This window comes from Rivularia sp. PCC 7116 (assembly GCF_000316665.1).
Classification (GTDB): Bacteria; Cyanobacteriota; Cyanobacteriia; order Cyanobacteriales; family Nostocaceae; genus Rivularia.
In genome coordinates, this window is the sequence record NC_019678.1 from 1364945 (window position 1) to 1382602 (window position 17658).

Here is a 17658-nt window from a genome sequence, read left to right on the forward strand (position 1 = left end):
CTATGAATTCGCGCATTCTTTTTATGATGACTTATGTGATTTTTATTAATAAGGGTACGGCGAATATTGCCGTACCCTTTTATTTATTAGCCATAAGTAGTTTTAAAGTATGCACATCTTGCGTTACTTGGCTCTATACCCGATTTTTTGCTGAATATCTAGAAAATCAATTAATAGGGATTATTTAGTTAAGCGCTGTTAAAAACTAAGCACTAAATACTAACAACAAATAACTATTTAGTATTTTGCGCTGTAACAGTCTTTTTCTGCTTTTCTTGATGCTCTAGTAATTCTGGAATCGTCACAAAACGATAACCTTTCTTTCTCAACTTACTTATCATTGCTGGTAAAGCAGCAACAGTATTTTTACGGGGACCACCACCATCATGCAACAGTACAATACCACCAGGAGTAGCTTGTCTAACAACTCTACTTACAAGAGTGGGAGGGGAAGGAAGAGCATAATCAATGGAATCAGCCGACCACATGACCACGGTATAATCTTTACTTTTTGCATAAGCAGCCAAACCATTATGCAACATTCCACCAGGCGGACGAAATAGAGTAGTTTTAGTACCTGTGGTTTTATAAATTAGGTCTGCGGTACGGTCAATTTCTACTGCTGCGGCTTGTTTGTTGAAAAAATGGTACCAATGATTCCAAGTGTGATTGCCGATAATATGACCTTCGGTTACTATTCGCTTGCCTAGATCGGGATAGTTTTGTAGTACTTGTCCGACAACAAAAAATGTAGCTTTGATATTATTTTTTTTCAATATATCTAATATCTGGGCAGTATAACTCGGCCAAGGTCCATCATCAAAGGTTAAAGCTATCAATTTATCATTTGCAGCAAGCTTGGCTTCTTTTATCGTTACACCACGAAAGCTTTTTGGCACGGTATGGAAGACACCTTTAGATATCGCTTCTCGTTCCCAAGTAGCAAGCATTGCACCTTGAAAATCTTTTATACGAGATAGCGAGACAGATGTGGCTTTGATATTTTCACTTTTTACTTGCTGCCTGCTAGTTGCATTACTAGCATCGCGATTGATTGGCAGCATAAATCCGAGCGCGAAACTACCACATAAGGCGGTAAGGGCGATTAATATTCCTTGAGGTAAAGCTAACGACTTCTTATTTTCCACCAGACACGGCTCCTTCACGACCAAACCGCCATTCACGGATATGACGGTAAGTTATAACACAATTTCTCTATTTCATTGTTACCCGTTTAATCTCTGGTAATCCTGAAAAATTAAACACGGGTTAACAGAAGTTCGCCTTTGGAGGCGGATGGATGCAGACTAACTTGACTCTAAATGGTAGATTTGATTAACGAAATATTTTTACAGCTAGCAATAAGCAGATACACTACACATTAAGTATAAGTTTAACTATTACCCAGGTTTATTTTACCTTTTAAGAATAATTTGTCCATTTAAAAAAAGGTTAAAAATTTTTCCTGGCAATACTTACTTCATAAGCTCACCATTTCCACAAGACGCGACTCGGGATAGTTTGGTTTCACCTAGTCGGAAGATAGCGATTAGTCAAATCTAGATATTCGCAAAGCGATTTACATTTAAAGCTTCTATTATTTATACTACTAACTAAAATACGTGAATACTGTCTGTTGAAGCTTGAAACTAATTAAATATCTACTGAGTTTTTTATTTGTAAAAAAAAATTTGTACATTTATTTTAAATGGAAAAAAGTTAAAGCAATAACATACTAATAATGACAAATGCGTAAATAGATGCAGACAGTATAAACACTGAAGTTACTAATGTATAACAAGATTTTTTCTAGATTCGCATGAAAATATAAATTTATTTAAGCATTTTCAAGTTCTTGTTCTTGTAATACAAAATACATATCTAATTTTATTTCCTAGAAGAATAAAAGCTAGTTTTCTGTAGTATGGTTATTGCTAAATATATAGCTTTCAATCGTGTATCAAATTTATTATTTAAATTAGCGAAATGATTGTAAATAAGTTAAGCAGGTTCAATTCAATACAAAAATAACTCACTGAATAAACAAACAAACCCTGTTTCTTGTAGTCAAAGCATTAATCTGGTTATGAAATCACCAAGAAACCGGGTTTGGGGAGGTTGCTGCAAGATGTTAATAGAATAAACTTTTTAAGCCACCCATTGATTGTGAGCAAATTGCACGGCTAAACTTGCTAACAAAACCGCGAAAAATCCTGTAATGGCATAGCCCCAAGCACGATAGCGATTAAGACAAAGCCCCAATGCAAAAGATAGGGAGACAATTCCATAAGCATAGCGCTCCACAGAAGCTGTAAGTCCGGTATTTAGAATTAAAGCGTATGAAAAGAAGCCATAACCCACAGCAACCAAAGGAATTTTAGCTCGCGATCGCCACAATAAAGAAAGTCCGCCGAAGACAATAACCATCTTGACTAAGGGAATTTTCCCAAATGGATTTCTTTGGGTTAACCACAAAGGTTCGCCTATACCCAACCATAACAATAGCCACAAAAAATAAAATAAACTACGCAGCTTAATGTCAACTAACTTTTGACGAAAGCGCCATAATAAAAAACCGCTAACAATAATTACTCCAAATAAGACTGGAGAACTTTGGGCAATTTGCATCAACATATTCCACCAACCTTCACGAGCAAATCCGGTGGATTCTCGCCAACCTTTTTGCACGTGGACAAATGCTAAAGCATCACCAAATTTAATCAGACAATACAGGCTAAAAAGAAAAGCACCGCTACCGACAGCTAAGCCAGCGACATAGGCTTTCAAACTTCTGCCTTGTTTCCAAGCAACATATAAAAAAGCTGGAATCAACATAACTCCAGTAATTCTGGTTGCTGTAGATAAAATTCCCCAAACCGCTGCTGACAAATGCTGTTTTTTGTCGAAAGCTCGCAAAGCAGCGATGCTAAATAATAAAAACAATCCTTCGGTATAAATTACGGTTCCATAAAGAGAATAAGGACACCATGCTAAAACAGCAGTACTCCAGCGCGCTACATTTTTACCGTGGCTTTCATTTACCCAAGAATAAAAGATAATTAATGCACCTAAAAATGCGACATTATTTATTAAGGTGGCTGCTACCTGAAAAGGCAAGCCAGAGTGCATAATTACACGAGTCAATAAAGGCAATAATGGAAAAAAAGCTACAGAATATTGTTTCCCATCATTAATAAATTCGTAGCCAACAGCTACAATTCGATGATACCAAATGCTATCCCATGCGTAGAAAACATCCCATCCATAAATAGGAGCTTGGGCATTTTCAGCCACTGGAAGTAGAGGTGCAATTAACAACATTGCAACAATTATTACTATTCGGCTCAAAAGCCACATTGCTGTAGCAAAAACTAAGCCATTATTTAGGACATTATTTAAAATATTTTTAGATTGAGTCATTGAAAGAAAACTTATTCATGCCTTATTTATGCTTTATAAATAAGTAATCATAATTATGTTGAGAGTGCAAATTATAAATTATGATTAATATCAGTTTTGGAAGCTTGCTTGCTATATATTCAGGCAGCAAAACGCTTTCGCTGCTATTTTATTAATTAAATTGAAATAATCATACCTGCTAAATTAGGAATCTAAAATAAAAAATAAACAAGAAATATTTTTCAAATTTACTTTTGCCAAACTACTAATATAACTCCACAAACAATCAAACTTAAACCAGCAAGACGCATCAAAGGGATAGATTCTTTAAAAATAAAATAGCCTATTAATACAGAAAAAACGTAAACTAGAGAAGCAGATGGTCCAGCAACACTTAAATTAACTCTAGTCAGCAAAAGAATATAAACAACAGCACCGATACCATAACAAGCTAAACCTATTAATAATTCCGGGGTTGTGATAATACCCAAAATTTGCTTTAAGGCATTTGCTGCATCAACTCTCCCTAATTTCCCCGCACCTATTTTCAAAAATAACTGTCCCGTTACGCTTGCAGAAACTGACAAAAGCAGCAAACAAAATTCTTGCCAAGACATATAACTTGTGGATTTTAAATGTTAGATTTTAGATTGATTTACAGGTATTGTTTTAATTATCGTGATTTTAAGGAAACAAGGAATAAAGGAAAAAGATAAAACCATCAGATAAGCTTCTTATGCATAAAATTTAATCACTGTTCACTGTTCACTGTTCACTGCTAACTGTTAACTGCTAACTCTTTCCCTATTTATAACCCCCCGCATTTCCTTTACGGTATAAATAGGACGACCTTTTACTTCTTCGTAAATACGACCAATATATTCGCCTAAAATACCAATACAAAATAATTGTACCGACCCTAAGAAAAACAGTGCAATTGTAATTAAAGTGTAGCCAATTAAAGGAGAAGCGGGGTCAAATAAACGCCAATATAAAACCAACAATATCATTAATAAGGCAGCCGCTGCTGAAAGCATTCCTAAATAAGTAGCAAGTTTCAAAGGAACTCTTGAAAAAGAAATAATTCCATTAATAGCTAAAGCCCAAGACTTAGCAAAAGAATACTTTACTTTACCAGCAAAACGCGGGTCTCTTTCAAATGGTATCGCTGTTTGCCGAAAACCCACCCAAGCGCGCAAACCGCGTATGTAACGATTGCGTTCTGGCATAGCATTGAGAATATCAGCAACCTCCCTATCCATGAGGCAGAAATCACCCGTGTCGGGAGGTATATTTACATCAGCCAAACTTCTTAAAATACGATAAAAAGCATAGGCGGTAAATCGTTTTAGAATGCTTTCTTTCTTACGAGAAAGACGTTGAGCGTAAACAACTTGATAGCCTTGTCGCCATTTATCTACCATTGGTAAAATTAGTTCTGGCGGGTCTTGTAAATCGGCATCCATTACGACTATAACTTTACCGCTCACATGATTTAAGCCAGCGGTTACAGCTATTTGATGACCAAAGTTACGAGCTAAACTGATGTAATTAACGCGATAATCACGATTATAAATTTCACGTATTAAATTTAAAGAATTATCCCGGCTACCATCATCAACAAAGATTAATTCTGTCTCACCATCTAGCTGTTTGATAACGGCTTCCAAACGACGGTAAAGTTCGGAAATGTTTTCCTGTTCGTTATAAATTGGGATAATTATCGACACTATTGGTTGAGTCATTTGGAGTCAATTTTTAATGACCAATTATCAGTTAGCATTTATTAGCTTGGTTTTCTTGCTAATAACAAAATAGATACGCCAAAAGGTAGAGACAATTTATCAATTAAATAGCGTTCGCTGGCAAATAACCACTTTAAAAATTTGTTTACTGATTTTGATGGTACAACTAAATCGCTGCTAGTCTGATGTTTGTTTTGTTTTGGTAACAGCTTTGCTAAACTCCGTACTATTGCAATTAGGGGAAATAGAAAAGTATTAAAGTAACTACTGTAACTTACCTGATATTTTGCTTTTTTTACTAAATTTATTAAATTTTTTAATCTATATCGGCGTTTGTGATGGTTAATTTCATCATGCTCGCTCCATAGAAACTGGTAGGCTGGTACCGTAACTAACAAATAACCTCCAGGTTTGAGTTTATAGTACAAAGCTTCGAGCGCCGATAAATCATCATCAAGATGTTCTATGACATCTAGTATCAAAATTAAGTCATAAGACGAATTGAAAGGAATTTTATCTGGTAAATGACCTCGTTTCACCTGAGTTATTTGCCGTTGATTTGCTAGCTGACAAGCAACTTCATCTAATTCCATTGCCGAAACGACACCGTAACTAGATAGCATTTGTAAGTTACCGCCGGTACCGCAACCCGCTTCTAAAATTTGAGCATTTTTCGGTAAACTCAATCCACAAATTACTTGCTGTATAATCTGACGGCGTGCTACAAACCACCAATGTTTATCTTCTACAGATGCATACTGTAGGTAAAAATCTTTTTCCATCAGCGCAAATTTTTTTATTTACCTTGGCTCAAATTTACCTTATTCTGACTAATTAAACTAGATAATATATAGTGTTCGTGTTCTTTTAACTCTTTTTTGTTACTGTATGTTTTTGTATAATATTTATTGACATAATTCCTAATATCTGGGTCGTTTAGTATGTGAAAATCCATTCTCGCAAGTAGGATTTGTTCGGGACGATATTTCTTTAGAATTGCCAGCATTTCTTGATGAGTCAATTTTCCAGAATTAATTCTTTTTGATGATACAACCGCCATTTCTGGGGGAACGGGTAAATTAGCATAAAATGCATAAATAGGACGGTCTGTAAATACCCAGTTTGTAGAACCTTTGTATTTTATTACTAATTCTAAAAGTTGCAAATCCTTTGGTGGACCTCCTTTTGTAATCGGAGGTGTTGCAAATATTAAAGATACGAAAATGATACTAATTAAACTAATAATTATCAGTTTGAAGAAATTGATTGATTTAAAAAATGATCTAAGATTACCGTGCCAATTTTGAGATAAGAAATCAAGCAATGATGCAATGGCATAAGCGGCTAGCCAACATATAGGAATAGAAATTAAATGATAGTGATGGTACCAAATTGGTTTATGAAACAATAAAATTAAGAGAGAAGTAGCAAGCCAGGTAATGGGCAATAATCCATTTTTGTTTTTGTTATATATAATTGTTAATATGCCGACAACTGCTAAAAATATATAGTCACGGTCTTGAGCAGTCATATAATTTAAATAATATAAATTATTGTAATTTTGTATCTCCGTCTTAATAGGTTGATTTAAGTGAGTTTGAACTAATTGCTCTTGATGGAAAAACTGTCCAAATATTAATGCAATTGTGATATAAGTAAAGCAGAGAATACCCATCCACTGCAATAGAGAATAAAATAAATTTTGTATATTTTGATGTTTATTATTTTGAGATAAATTAATTTCAAAATTCCATAGATACATCATTATTAAGGGGGTCAAAAATACGGTAAACGCTTTCGTTTGTAACGATAATGCAAAAGCAATACCGGAAAAAATTAGATACCCTTTAAGATGATTTTGTTTATATAGTGATATCAGATAAATAGAAAGCATTGCCAGAGATAATGATGGAAGACCTATCATTACGGAAATACTAAGACGGATATAAAGCCAAGACGTGAATAGTAAAACTGTAGCTAATAAAGCAGGTATGTTACCTAATTCTTGACGTATTAATTGATAAAAGCACCATATCAATAATGATGAAAAAAGTAGGGTTAACAGGCGTGCTGCGAATACAGACTGTCCGAATAAATTCAACCAAGATGACAAAATCACAGTGAAAAGAGGTGGTTGGTCGTTCCATATTTGGCTATAAAAAGCAAACCCCCGCGAATAAAGCAATGCTTTGATTAAATTGAGTCCTTCATCGTAGTCTAATTCAAAGCTTTTAGTAATTGGTTCAAATCTAATCGCAACAATAAATGTAGCAAAAAGAATGATGCTGAAGAGGGTTAAAAAAAAGTTTTTAGTTTTGAACATTTGGTAAATAAAAGCAAAAAAGCAAAAAATAGAGGCAAACGAATAATTCAATAAATCATGAACGATCATTAATTAGTTTTTTTGACAAATAAATAAACCTCATCCCGTTCTTGTACTAATTCAAAGAATTGATTGTCTTTCAGTTTATTGACTAAATTAGCGGCAAATTCTGGATTGCGAGTACCATCAGGATGACGTACATTTAGCAGAATATATTTAAATTGATTGAAATCTGGAACTCCGTCACTCAAATCATCTACAAATTCAATATTTGAACGATGAGTTAAGTGAGGAACAATGCTATGGGTAGTTAAAACAGCTTCTTTGGTTTCAATTTTGGCTATAGCTTGACGCGTTGCTTGCCAAGTATCGATACTTCTAAAATAGCGAGACCAAAAAAAGCCATATTTCCCCAATGCTAAAAATGCCACTAATGCCCATATCAAAATATTTTTGGGATTTCGCAGCCAAGATTTGTTCGCAGCTAAACTCGAAATTACAGCCAAAATTAAAAACGGCAAGATAGGTAAAGAATATTGGTGAATTAAATCCCGTTGCGTCGTTTTCTCGGAAAGAATATTTATGGCTAATGTCGGAACAACACTTATTAAAGGCGCAAGATATTTTGGTCTTAAACCCCAAATTACTGGTGCGATTACTAAGGCTAAATATTCTAAAGTCTTTAAAGAAAATACTTTACCTAATATCAATCCCGGTCTTAAAAACAAATTCGCGATAATATCTAAAACTGAATCACCCAGATAGCTATAACGCTCGACAGCTGCTGCTTCTTCATTACTAAAGTTGGGGATAATAACTTGAGTCGCAATCAAAAACCACGCACACCCAGCAATTAAGCCAAATACACCACATACGCGCCGTTTTTCAAAAATCAACAGCCATAAACCCATCGCGGCTACCGTTAGAGATAACACCGCTTTGCAGCCTAATATAAAAATAGTTCCCGCACAAAAGCAAAGAATCTTATTCAGCCGCGCTGCTAAAACGACTCCCAAAAATACCGGAATAGCCATCACTTCCGGGTGAAATTCAAACAAATTAACGTTAAAAATCAGCGGGTACAGCAAATAAACTGCCGACATAGTAAAGGCTTGATTTTCTTTAAGTCCGGCTTGTTTGCTCAGATAATAAGCAGGAATGGCACCCGAGGCTAAAGAAACAGCTTGGACTCCTAACAGCCAATAGGCACTTGGATAAATTTTGTAGAGCAAAGCTAGGGGATAAACAGCCCAAGCTGCATGATTACCCATGTGATGAAAACCCAAAGTTGAAGGAATAGGCGGTTTTCCTTGACTCATTAGGTAAACAACTTGGTCATAAATACCTAAATCAAAAGCACCCGACTGAAACAGTGAGTGTCGCAAACTGCTACATAAAAACAGCAATATTGCTGCAACAGCACTCAGATTAATAATTTTTGTTTTCACCAGAATTTATCAAAAAGGTTAAAGGTTAAAGGTTAAAGGTTAAAGGTTAAATAGATTTAGTTCCTAACTCCTAAACTCCTAACTCCTAACTCCCTATCTCCCTTACCCTACCCACAATTCTTGAGCAAATCTGATAGAAAAAGTTGTGAGTAAAATCGCAAAGAAACCCATAGTCAAATATCCCCAACGTGGATGACGGGATAAGAAAATGCCGAAGGCGATGCTAACTGAAACAATACCGTAAACTATGCGACTTAGCGACCAAGTACCTCCGGAAGCTAGAACCAATGCTAAACCGCATAATCCGTAGGTTGCAGCTACGGGACTTAATTCATTACGTAATTTCCATATTAAATAAGCACTGCCAACAACTGATACAGTATTAATTAAAGGGTCGCCAGCTACCAGCCACCAAATTAAAATTAAAGCCGCAAAACCATAGTCAACTTTTGCTTCACCGAACTTCCTACTTATGTTTTTACGGAAGCGCCATAGTAAATAACCAAGAACGACAATTAAAGCAAATAATAACGGCACTACCGGATCTTTTATTCCTCCGTGCTTCCAATTTTCAGTACCGATGCTTATTTGCATCAACATTTTCCACCAGCTTTGCCAATCAAACCCCAAAGATTCACGCCATCCTTTCTGGGCTTCAATAAAAGCTAATGGCTCGTTGAATGTAACAGCACAATAAACACTAAATAGAAGTACTCCCGTTGCCGTAGCTAAACTGGAAATATAAGCAATGGTTGGTTTGCGTTGTTTCCAACATGCAATTATCAAAGCCGGTATTAATGCTAAACCTGTAGGTCTAGTTGCGGTTGCTAAGGCACCGAAAAGAGCAGTCAAGCCATATCGACTTCTGTCAAAAGCCTGCATCGCAGCAGCACTTAAAAATAAATATAAACCTTCTGTATAAATCACCCCTGCAAACATTGATGGAGGACACCAAGCTAATACAGCAGTAGCCCATCGCGCTTCATTCTCGCTACTAAATGACTTTACCCAAAAATATACGCAGTAAATAGCCCCTAAAAACGCCAAATTATTGACTAATAATCCCGCAATTTCAAAAGAAAAGCCTAGATTGATTAAAAGTTTAATAGTCAACGGAAACAGAGGAAAAAATGCCACATTATGCATTTTCCCATCATTAATAAACTCATATCCTTCGCTAACTATATTTTGATACTGTACGCTATCCCAAGCGTTAAATACTTCCAACCCAAATGTAGCTGCAATGCCTCCATCTGGTGCTTGTAATAAAGGCGCAATCCCTAACATCACAACCCAAATCAACAAGCGACTGCCGAACCACATTACAGCAGGAAATAATAATTCGTTTATGTTTGAATCTTTCTTCTTCTTTTTTAGTAACTCAACTTTCGTCATAAATTACAGTATAAAATGCGACTATATTCTATTGTTTTATTGATACTTTTACGAACCAATCCCATCGCTGGCTAATTTGAGATGAGGATAAATTACCACAATTTTCAGAGATTATAAAAGCCTTTGTAGTTTAACTATTTCTTTATAGTGCTAATGTATTATCAATGCTCAGATATAGTAGTCCAGAAGACATTTTACTGTCCTATAGTGACGGCTGCACATCAGCTTATTCCATATCTAAAGAAATTGTTGCTTGAAAAACTGAAGATTCTAATTAAAAATCAATTATTAAAACTCCTAACTATTAACTCCTAACTTTTTATGCCTACTTTTCTAGCACCAGACAATCTATAGTAGGGTTGTCTGTTAATGATTAATAAAAATTGTGAAAGCTATTACTCTTATTGGTTCTACTGGTTCTATAGGAACTCAAACTTTAGATATTGTTGCTCAATGTCCGGAACAGTTTAAGATTGTCGGGTTAGCCGCAGGGCGCAACGTAGAATTGTTAGCATCTCAGATTCGGCAGTTTCAACCGAGTATAGTCGCAATTTCTGATGAAACTAAATTATCGCAACTTAAAGAGGCAATAAAAGACGTACAGCCTCAACCAACTTTACTAGCGGGAGAAGATGGAGTTATAGAAGTTGCTCGTTATGCAGAAGCTGAAACTGTAGTTACAGGTATTGTTGGTTGTGCTGGATTATTGCCTACTATTGCTGCCATCAAAGCAGGAAAAGATATTGCTTTAGCTAATAAAGAAACTTTAATTGCTGGGGCACCAGTAGTTTTACCTCTAATCGAAAAGCATCAAGTAAAACTGCTACCCGCAGATTCAGAACATTCGGCAATTTTTCAATGTCTGCAAGGTATTCCTGAAGGCGGTTTACGCAAGATTATACTTACAGCCTCTGGTGGCGCTTTCCGCGATTGGGATGTAGCAAAATTAGCTGATGTCACAGTAGCCGATGCTCTTAAACATCCTAATTGGTCAATGGGACGTAAAATTACAGTAGATTCGGCAACTTTAATGAATAAAGGTTTGGAAGTAATTGAAGCGCACTTCCTGTTTGGATTAGATTATGACGATATTGAAATTGTTATTCATCCCCAAAGCATCATTCATTCATTAATTGAATTGCAAGACACTTCAGTTTTAGCTCAGTTGGGTTGGGCTGATATGCGGCTACCTCTGCTGTATGCTTTATCTTATCCAGAGCGTATTTGTACCGATTGGGAACGATTGGATTTAGTCAAAGCAGGCTCATTAACATTCCGAGAACCCAATCATCAAAAGTATCCTTGTATGAAACTCGCTTATGCCGTCGGAAAAGCCGGTGGCTCTATGCCAGCAGTTTTAAACGCAGCCAACGAGCAAGCTGTAGCCTTATTTTTAGAAGAAAAAATCCACTTTTTAGATATTCCTCGCTGCATAGAAACAGTCTGCGATCGCCATGGAGCGCAAAATAATTCAAATCCCAATTTAGATGACATTTTAACAGCCGATAAATGGGCAAGAAAAGAAGTTATAAAGGCTGCCAATAATTTGCAAAATGCACCGAAAGTAGTTTCGATGCGGTAAGGAGATGGGGAGAATGGGAGACAAGGGGATGAAGGAACAATCCGAATTTTCTAACTTCCCATGCCCAATGCCCCATGCCCCATGCCCAATTGCCAATTCTTTACTTTTTCGATGCAGTAAGTCTTGCAAAAACCTCTTTAACTCTCGGAGGTAACTGCCGCATGATTTTACCTTTTTCTCTATCCATTGCGACTAAAGTAACCTTAGCACTGACGTATAAATCTTGCCCATCAGCTGATTGAATAGCATAATCCCAATTGATACGAACCCCTGTAACTTCTTCCATGCGAGTTTTGACTACAGCAGCAGATCCTAACTGAAGCATCTGATGATAGCGTATTGACATTTCTACCACGGGTAACTCACAGCCTAAAGTCACTAAATCGGTGTATTCAATCCCAATAGAGCGCAAGCATTCTATTCTAGCTTCTTCCATCCAAGCAATATAGTTACCATGCCAAACAACACCAGCATAGTCAGTATGATGAGGTTGAACCCTCACAGGATATTTGAACCAACTTTCAGATGCGTGTAAATATTGATTATCTATAACGCCAGTCGGTAGTAGTTGCGGTTGCTGTGATTTTTCTTCGGACATCTTAAACTTTCTTCGCAGATGCGCGTGTAAACTAATAAAGTTTGCTTTAAATAATTTTGAACAATATTGAGTCTAGCTTATGACTGCTTTTTTTAAGACCGCAGCATTTGGCAATTACTGTAATATACCGGATTTATTTACTGTTTGTTACAGAATTAAAATTAAAGCATGGTGAGTTTTCTCGCTTCAAGCTTTTCGCAAAGTCTGAAACTGAAATATGTCTTAACATGTTTGATGCTTTCGCGCTCAAATATTATCGATACAAGTCTTACGCAATTTTGCTTAAGGCGAACGAAACATAAAAATCAAAATATTGCCTTGAAGGCATTTGATTTAAATAGTATTTTAGAATACAATGTTTTTGGGTAAATTCAGTTACACAGCCCAGCCATCTTGAACACGGCTTTCTTTATATGACAGGCATTTTATGTAATTATTCGGATAAAAACATGCGGCACTATACTGCTAGTAATGCGCTGTTAGCTGTTAAGGTGAGAGGTTTGCGAACGCTACTTGGGCTTAGCAATCTGACGGTTTTAAGAATTGCAGACCAAACTAGGAAACTATTTACATAGCTAGAAGTAAACTATGTATTGTACTACATGCAATTGATAAACAAGTTACTTTTATTACGGCTATAGACAAGCACTGATTTACATGTTTTATGTTTTGGTAATTTTCATTGGTAGCCTCAATTACATTACCTACATCAAAAGCTTAAAGTTTACTTTGCTCAAAAAAATGATGCGATCGGCAGATGTTACAAAGTCGCCAACCAATATATTTCAGTACATCCGTGCGATGTCTCCTTAGACTCCAGAAAAATTTCCCATGTTTTGATGGAAAGGCAGATAAAGATTTAGCAGCCTTCTTGTCTAAGCAGCACGATTATTTAGATTACCTAATGCCCTACAAGGATTTAGAGTAATGTCTAATTAATAGTTCGTCTCATTAACTATGAACTTGAAACATTACTGAGTTCCTTTGGGAAGAGAGCAAGTCAATGACAGCACTACCGAAGATGTAAGCTACCTTGATTTGGGCTTGCTTAACATCGCTTTGCGAGAGCTTTAGCATTAGTACAAGCTTCAATTGGTGGATGCTTAACTATATTCGCAAGTTCCTGTAGCTGGTTAACTGCTTCAGCGCCTTCCAACTTCATTAGTTCGCGATCGTCACGCATTTCAGTCCAAGTTATACCGTAATCGGATACTAGAAATCTAATCAAATGATTTTCACCCAAACTAACCATAAACGAAGCACTATTCATTTGGTCGCCGCAGGTATAGCAAGACGCGGGATACCCACGTCTCTCTAGAACAATGGCTAAGGCTTGTAAGTTCATTACTAAGTCTTGAACGAACTGCCGGTGTTGTTGCGCTAATCTTAGAAACACTTTTATCCTCCAAACACCACAATCATTTTAATCTCTTTTATATTTTTTTTAGATTTTCTCATCAAATGGTATTGTAAACTAATCATTACAAATATCCACAAACGATAAAACCGAAAAATGACTACCTTGGAAATGGTAGTTTAGTCCGACGATTCGTGCCGTATCATAATATTCACTTTACGATCTAAAAATTTCCGACACGATTTGTTAAATTTGACTTATTAATCTATATTGTCGAGACCCGGATAGATACTGACAATATAAATCCGCTATCACATTAACTCATATTTGCTAGAAGTCAACCACAAAAAATACGCAAATAATATGGTTATCGACTTTTAGCTGCTAGAAATACAGAGATTTATTGTTCAATTGACTTTTTGCTTCATTTTTTGTTACCAATAATCAACAAAATCTTTCTGCTTTGACTTTAGTAGGTTGATTTAAGTTTCTCTTTAAGGAAAAACTTAAGTTAATAAAGTCTTTAAAGTTCTATAGCTAAACCTCTTCAATAGTTTGCTGTAGTCTATAACTTGTACGTAAGAAAAACCGAATAGATTTAGCCTTGAACAACAAGAGTCTCCGGTTCTCGTTGATAATAGTGTAATTTATTTGCTATAACCGATTTGAGTTTTACATTCAATTGAGAATTAGGTTGCAATTAAAACTTAAGGATAACCAAATAATCTAAGTCTACGGTGCCAATTCGGCAAAATCATATTTAAATCTTTATAAAAATGTATATTTAGTTACGATTTAACCAAAAAAACAACATGTATATAGGTAGCTTACGAAAGGTTGATCGAGAAATAATACCGATGGACACAAGCAAGCGATCGCCATGCATTAGATAACTAAATAGTTAGATTAGCAATCACTATCTTTTTATAAAAAGTATAGACATTAAAAAATCGTATTGCCGATATTTGCAATACGATTTTCATCAGTTTGACAATGATAACTCTGTTCTAAAAGGTTTAGATTACTTCCCACCAGCCAAAAGCCGGACCGATAAAACGAACTGTTACCCAAAGGGCAATCATGAGATATATGCCAATCCAGGCACCCCGAGTAGTCCAATTAACAAACTGTTCTGCTTGCTTTTTAGTTATCGGAACCCAAGGTAAAATACGAGGGGATTGACCGTAATCATTTCCTAGTGAAGCTTTACGCCGCTTTGCTTCGCCCATAGCTGAGATTAAAGATAATAGTAGATCGTGTAGAAATACTTCCTATCGCAGATCGAAGACCTTTTGACATTCCCCATGCTTAAAAAACAGGGATTCTCAGTTCATCGCCGCAACTTGCTTTAACAAAGTTTCCTCAGTCAAAGTCGAGCTTGCAACTCCCCGAGCATTAATTCGGGAATGCCCTCCCCTACTCGTACCAGACTTATTTCGTTGCCTGCCTGTGAAATAAATCATAACATAGGCGGTGGCAGGTTAAAACCTAAGATTAGCTTTCATTCCTAAGCTTAAGAGATGAGAATTTAGTCCTAAGTCTCTCCGCTACGGACACATTAGGTTAGCGCAAACAGCATTTTTCTTATAAAACCATATTGAACTACAGGTTTTATAAATAAATGTTTAGTTAGATTAAGAAGACTAAATTATTATTGCTATTTAAGTTGCTAGCTTTTCAAGCGTTTTACCGCGTTGCTTTAGAAGTCAATTCAATTATATTCACAATTATTAATAATTATTTACATTTATTGTTTAAAATAATAAATATAAATTATCATCTAACTCTTTAGATTAATTTTCCAAGCCGAGAGTATTTAAGTAATATTCCTTAAATATATTAGTCAACTTTGCATCATTTAGGCTAGCTAGGAAGCGTTTGATGAAAAACTCAAAATCTTTAGATCTAAAAGCTACGGATATAAAGCAAGAAGAAAAGCCATTACAACAATTTTTGCAATTGATTTCTGATTTGTGGTGCATGGTTACAGAAGATGGTTGCTATCAACAGTTGAATGGCGATCGCTGGAAAAGTTTGTTGGGGTGGAATGAATCCGAGTTGATATCGAAACCGATGCTAACAATTGTTCACCCAGAAGATAGAGAAGCAATTTCCCAGGCTTTGTCTGAATTGATTAAAAATCAAGTTATAGAGTTGAAAGCGCGCTATCTTCACCATGATGGAAGCTTTCGCTGGATTTCTTGGAGAATTAATAAAAATGAAGATGAAATTATTTGCGGTATAGGTAAAGAAATAACCCTTGATGAATTGCAAAGTTTAGTAAATCATCAAGATACGGGTGAAATTATCAAATGTAATGGTGAAAAAATTGATTTTATCAAAGAAAAAATACAGAATATTCAGCAAGAACTTCAGTTATTGCAAGGCGAATATCAACAAAAATCAATAAGCTGCCTGGGTTCAAATAGTAATAATAATTTGGTATATTATACATTTAATAAGCAACCTAATGACAGTTTTAATTGTGAAAAGTTTTATAAGTCTCTTTTAAAAAAAGATTACGAACCGAAGACTTTAGAAAAAATAATTAGTAATATAAACCAAGGAATATTATTGCTTGATAGTAAATACCATATTATTTTAGCTAATCACAATGCTAAAAATTATTTAAAGATAATTGCACAAGTAGGTAGTAATAATAGATTAAATGAAATTGCTGGAAACAGTATAGAAGATTTGATTCATAGCACTGAAGAAAATAAAATTCACAAGCTTATTCTTCAGTATTGTCCCGATAGCATTTTAGAAATAGTCGTTCAATTAATTGAACCTAAACAAGAGCATAATCAATGGTTGGTGACAATTCATAATATTAGCGTTGTCGGGCAACTTGATTTAGATGTTCGTAAAGCATTAGAAAAAGAGAAAGAAATTAATCTTCTAAAATCAAACGTTGTAAATACAGTATCTCACGAATATAGAACGCCTTTAACAAATATTATTTTGGGTGTGCAATTACTCAAAAAATATCATGGCAACCTAGATAGTAAGCGTCAAATGCGCTGCTTGCAACATATTGAAACTTCTGGCAAATACATGATGCATTTAGTAGATAATATGTTGCTCGTCAATAAAGCTAAATCAGGAAAGCTGGAAGTGCATCGTAGTTCGTTAGATTTGATATCATTTATAGAGCAATTAGTAGAAGAGTATAAATTGGTTCTAGATACCGATTGTACTATTAATTTTATCCACGAATGCTCTTGTTTAGAAGCGAATTTAGACTCAAATATACTACGTCAAATTCTGACAAACTTACTCTCTAATGCAATTAAATATTCTCCAAACGGTGGAGAAGTCAATTTAAATTTAGCCTACAGCGATGGTGTTGTTTTATTCCAGGTATCAGATAAAGGAATTGGCATTCACAAACAAGACAATCAAAAGCTATTTGAAAGTTTTCAGCGAGGTAGTAATGCAGGCACAATTAGGGGAACTGGTTTAGGATTAGCGATTGTCAAAAAATGCGTAGAGCTACATGGCGGGGAAATCTGGTTTGATTCAGTTGTCGGCAAAGGTACAAATTTTTATGTCAAACTGCCTTGTTAAATTGAAATAAAAGCAACTTATGCGATTAAATTATTCTGATAACTATTATCCTTAAGCTTTTAACCAAAAAGTAAACAAAGCTTAATTCCCTTTGATGTAATTTATATTGATTATCTTAATATTAAGTAACAAATAAAAGCTTGATAAAAACCAAAACCTAAACAATACTAGTTGCAAAAGTATTGAAAAGTATTTTTACTTAAAATTTTAATCCGATACCGAGAAAAATAATTTCAGTGAG

14 protein-coding genes are annotated in these 17658 nt (G+C 35.3%); 2 read left to right on the top strand and 12 right to left on the bottom strand.

The window, feature by feature from the left end; all coding sequences use genetic code 11:
- Positions 1–233 precede the first annotated feature (233 nt).
- From RIV7116_RS05205 to RIV7116_RS05240, 8 genes are all read right to left on the bottom strand, one after another.
- The gene (locus RIV7116_RS05205) at positions 234–1148 is read right to left on the bottom strand and encodes a polysaccharide deacetylase family protein (protein ID WP_015117222.1); all 915 of its coding nucleotides are present in this window, start codon (positions 1146–1148) and stop codon (positions 234–236) included.
- A 1000-nt stretch (positions 1149–2148) separates the two neighbouring features.
- A complete protein-coding gene (locus tag RIV7116_RS05210; RefSeq protein ID WP_015117223.1) occupies positions 2149–3420 on the bottom strand; it encodes a mannosyltransferase family protein in 1272 nt (423 codons plus the stop codon).
- 227 nt (positions 3421–3647) lie between these two features.
- A complete protein-coding gene (locus RIV7116_RS05215) occupies positions 3648–4016 on the bottom strand; it encodes an EamA family transporter (RefSeq protein ID WP_015117224.1) in 369 nt (122 codons plus the stop codon).
- Between the two features lie 168 nt (positions 4017–4184).
- Positions 4185–5144 (bottom strand): glycosyltransferase family 2 protein, encoded by a 960-nt coding sequence (locus tag RIV7116_RS05220; protein WP_015117225.1) that lies wholly within the window; start codon positions 5142–5144, stop codon positions 4185–4187.
- 41 nt (positions 5145–5185) lie between these two features.
- On the bottom strand, positions 5186–5926 hold the full coding sequence (locus RIV7116_RS05225; protein ID WP_015117226.1) for a bifunctional 2-polyprenyl-6-hydroxyphenol methylase/3-demethylubiquinol 3-O-methyltransferase UbiG: 741 nt from the start codon (positions 5924–5926) through the stop codon (positions 5186–5188).
- 14 nt (positions 5927–5940) lie between these two features.
- On the bottom strand, positions 5941–7536 hold the full coding sequence (locus RIV7116_RS05230; protein ID WP_015117227.1) for a glycosyltransferase family 39 protein: 1596 nt from the start codon (positions 7534–7536) through the stop codon (positions 5941–5943).
- The gene (locus RIV7116_RS05235) at positions 7536–8915 is read right to left on the bottom strand and encodes a DUF2079 domain-containing protein (RefSeq protein WP_015117228.1); all 1380 of its coding nucleotides are present in this window, start codon (positions 8913–8915) and stop codon (positions 7536–7538) included. Before RIV7116_RS05235 ends, RIV7116_RS05230 begins: the two co-directional genes overlap by 1 nt.
- A 102-nt stretch (positions 8916–9017) precedes the next feature.
- Positions 9018–10310 carry a mannosyltransferase family protein gene (locus RIV7116_RS05240; protein ID WP_015117229.1) on the bottom strand — a complete coding sequence of 431 codons (1293 nt, stop codon included), beginning with the start codon at positions 10308–10310 and terminating at the stop codon, positions 9018–9020.
- Positions 10311–10695: 385 nt separating this feature from the next.
- Between RIV7116_RS05240 and RIV7116_RS05245 the strand changes: the two genes are divergently transcribed.
- Positions 10696–11892 (top strand): 1-deoxy-D-xylulose-5-phosphate reductoisomerase, encoded by a 1197-nt coding sequence (locus tag RIV7116_RS05245; RefSeq protein ID WP_015117230.1) that lies wholly within the window; start codon positions 10696–10698, stop codon positions 11890–11892.
- A 100-nt stretch (positions 11893–11992) separates the two neighbouring features.
- On the opposite strand, the gene RIV7116_RS05250 is transcribed toward RIV7116_RS05245, so the two are convergent.
- The 4 genes from RIV7116_RS05250 to RIV7116_RS35705 all read right to left on the bottom strand — a co-directional run bounded on the left by RIV7116_RS05250 (position 11993) and on the right by RIV7116_RS35705 (position 15310).
- Positions 11993–12490, bottom strand: coding sequence for a thioesterase family protein (locus RIV7116_RS05250; protein ID WP_015117231.1), 498 nt, complete (start codon positions 12488–12490; stop codon positions 11993–11995).
- 1048 nt (positions 12491–13538) lie between these two features.
- The gene (locus RIV7116_RS05255; RefSeq protein ID WP_015117232.1) at positions 13539–13886 is read right to left on the bottom strand and encodes a DUF1815 family protein; all 348 of its coding nucleotides are present in this window, start codon (positions 13884–13886) and stop codon (positions 13539–13541) included.
- A 977-nt stretch (positions 13887–14863) separates the two neighbouring features.
- Positions 14864–15076 carry a DUF2839 domain-containing protein gene (locus RIV7116_RS05260; protein ID WP_015117233.1) on the bottom strand — a complete coding sequence of 71 codons (213 nt, stop codon included), beginning with the start codon at positions 15074–15076 and terminating at the stop codon, positions 14864–14866.
- A gap of 96 nt (positions 15077–15172) precedes the next feature.
- Positions 15173–15310, bottom strand: a complete 138-nt coding sequence (locus RIV7116_RS35705) for a hypothetical protein (RefSeq protein ID WP_157229253.1) — start codon at positions 15308–15310, stop codon at positions 15173–15175.
- Between the two features lie 418 nt (positions 15311–15728).
- On the opposite strand from RIV7116_RS35705, the gene RIV7116_RS33660 reads away from it, so the two are divergent.
- The gene (locus tag RIV7116_RS33660) at positions 15729–17417 is read left to right on the top strand and encodes an ATP-binding protein (protein ID WP_015117234.1); all 1689 of its coding nucleotides are present in this window, start codon (positions 15729–15731) and stop codon (positions 17415–17417) included.
- Positions 17418–17658: the final 241 nt, after the last annotated feature.